We start from the raw sequence: 2701 nt of genomic DNA on the forward strand, positions 1-2701 counted from the left end.
GACGAAGCACTGATGAGTCGCATTGAGAATCTACTCGGGCACGATTAGTCGCCAACGAAGAAGGTTTTGATCCGCCATGCGGCAGCATGGTGGATAAAACCCGTTGAACTGAACCGCTGTGTCAGTGAGAGACTGCCTGGAATTTCTACGGCGCACGGCAGCGCGAGCCACACCGCGTTGACGCACAGACGACCGACGCGCTGTCGGCAGCACGCTCCGGCGGTGCGGGATGATCGTCTGGGACATGGGTGAGAACTATGGCGAAGCGTTTGCGATCGGTCAACGTGGGCGTTGCGCACGCACGTGGGCCTTGCGTGCGCAATACGGTGGCGGCCATAGCGATGCGTGCGGCAGCGCTGGCGGGCGTCATGGCGGCACGGGAATGGGTATGGCCGCGAGCCGGCTGATGATGCGCATACGTCCGGCGGTGCAGTGCGGGCAGCGTTCGATGTCGATGCGTGCCACGCGCAGCCAGAACGCGCCGAGCGTCTCGGTCTTCGCCGGCGCGGCGGGCGCGGGCGCCGGCGCCGGCGTGGCGAGCGCCTGGCGCGCCCGCGTAAGCTTGGAGCACTTGCCATGATTGGCGAGCAGTCCGTAGTGGCGGATACGCATGAAGCCCTTGGGCAGCACGTGCAGCAGGAAGCGGCGCAGGAACTCGGTCGGTTCCAGGCACATCACCCTGCGACGATTGCCGTGGCTGTAATCGCGATAGCGGAATCTCACGCGGGCTTCGTCGCAGCTCAAGAGCCGGTCATTCGAGATCGCCACGCGGTGGGTGTAGCGGCCGAGATAATCGAGGACTTGTTCGGGGCCGCCGAAGGCCCGTTTGGCATAGACGACCCATGGCCGAGCGTGCAGCGCGCCGAGGAGCTGCTGCGGCGCTCCCGCCGCTGTCGTATCGCCTTGCGCGAGCGGCAGCGTACCGTGCGCGAAGGCGTGCTCGAGCGCGTGCACGAACTTGCCGCGAAACACGCGCGAGAGCGCCTGCACCGGGAAGAGGAAGCCGCGCCGAGCGTGGATCCAGTGGCCGTCGGGGTGGAGCGCGCCGGCCGCCACCAGGCAGTGCAGGTGCACGTGCTGGTTCAGGTTCTGTCCCCAGGTGTGGAGCACGAGGGTGGCGGCGATCTCGCCGCCGAGCCAGCGGGCGTTGGCGCCGAATTCCAGCAGTGTCGCCGACACCGCGGCGAAGAGCATGCCGTAGAGTGCGGCCGGCTGCGCCTGAACGAGCGGATTGAGCTCATGGGGCAAGGTGAAAACCAGATGGAAATACGGCACCGGTAACAGCTCGCGACGGCGCGCGGCGAGCCAGCGCTCGCGCGCGAGCGTCTGGCACTTCGGACAATGCCGGTTGCGGCACGAGTGATACAGGTAACGCACCGCGCCGCAGGCGTCGCACTGCGCGAGCTGCCCGCCCAGCGCCGGGGTGCGACAGGCCGCGATCGCGCGCAAGGCGCGATACTGCACCGGCGCGAGCCGGCGCCCGGCGCACGCGGCGGCGCCATGGGCGCGCACGACGTCGGCGAGTTCGAGCCGCCGCGGCGGCGCGCGCGCATCGCCGGCCGTGGGCCGTGTGTCCACGGCCGCTCAGCGCGGCGGCTTGCGCTCCTTCAGCTCCAGCGGCGAGGGTGTCTGCGCCAGATGGTGGCGTGCCAGGTGGAAGTAGCGGGTCGTGGTACCCAGATCGCCGTGTCCCATCAGCCGCTGAATCGTGTGCACGTCCACGCCGCCTTCGAGCATGTGCGTAGCGAAGGCGTGGCGCAGGCCGTGGATGCCGCAGCGCTTGGTGACGCCGGCGCAATCGCGCGCGCGATAGAAGATGCGCTGCACCGTGGTGCTGGCCAGCGGCAGCCCCGCATCGCGCGTGCTCGGAAACAGCCAGTCCTTCGGCCGGTAGGCCGCCCAATACGTGCGCAGCTCCTTGAGCAGCTTCGGCGAGAGCAGCGCATAGCGGTCCTTCGCCCCCTTCGCCTGCTCGATGCGCAGCGTCATGCGCTCCGAATCGATGTCGCTCACCTTGAGCCGGCACGCCTCCGACAATCGCAATCCGGCCGCGTAGATCGTGATCAGAACCGCGCGATGCCGCGGATTGGCCGCGGCATCGATGATGCGCATCACCTCCTCGCGCGAGAGCACCTGCGGCAGCTTCTGCGGCTGATGCGGCCGCGGGATGGCAAACTCGACACCCTTGCGCTTGAGGGTGACCTCAAACAGGAACTTCAGCCCGCTCACCGCCACGTTCACGCTGCTCCAGGCGAGCTTGCGCTCCTCGATCAGGTGCAGCAGATAGCGCTGGACTTCGCCTTCGGTCAGCGTGTCGGGGCTGCGCTTGTAATACTTCGCTATGCCGCGCACCGCCTCGACATACGACTCACGCGTGCGCAGCGCCAGGTTGCGCACGACCATGTCCGCTTCCATTCGCTTGCGTAAGGCGCTCATGAGGTGACTCCTTGCACAGAACGCAGGGACAGCCCCTGCGTCAGTACGCTGGCACACCACGCCCGCCGCGCAACTGCCGCGCGCGAATCGATCAGTTCATGTGGAGTAAGCAGACGGCGGCGGCATCACTCCTCCACCGCGAAGCGGTTTAGTTCAACAGGAGATAGAGGATGAGGCTCTGAGATAGTGGCAGCGGTACTCATCACCACCGAGCCGCTGCCCCAATGGAAAAGGCCCGTATAGGCTTCTCTAGTCTTGGCGGACA

2 protein-coding genes are annotated in these 2701 nt (G+C 67.0%); both read right to left on the minus strand.

The window, feature by feature from the left end:
- Window positions 1–366: 366 nt before the first annotated feature.
- Entirely contained in the window at window positions 367–1578 is a 1212-nt protein-coding gene (locus I8N66_RS37070; RefSeq protein WP_291165513.1) for an IS91 family transposase, read from the minus strand.
- Window positions 1579–1584: 6 nt separating this feature from the next.
- On the minus strand, window positions 1585–2436 hold the full coding sequence (locus I8N66_RS37075) for a site-specific integrase (protein ID WP_291165515.1): 852 nt from the start codon (window positions 2434–2436) through the stop codon (window positions 1585–1587).
- Between the last annotated feature and the right edge of the window lie 265 nt (window positions 2437–2701).

The sequence above is a fragment of the Ensifer sp. SSB1 genome, assembly GCF_016652895.1.
In the GTDB taxonomy this organism is placed as follows: domain Bacteria; phylum Pseudomonadota; class Alphaproteobacteria; order Rhizobiales; family Rhizobiaceae; genus Ensifer.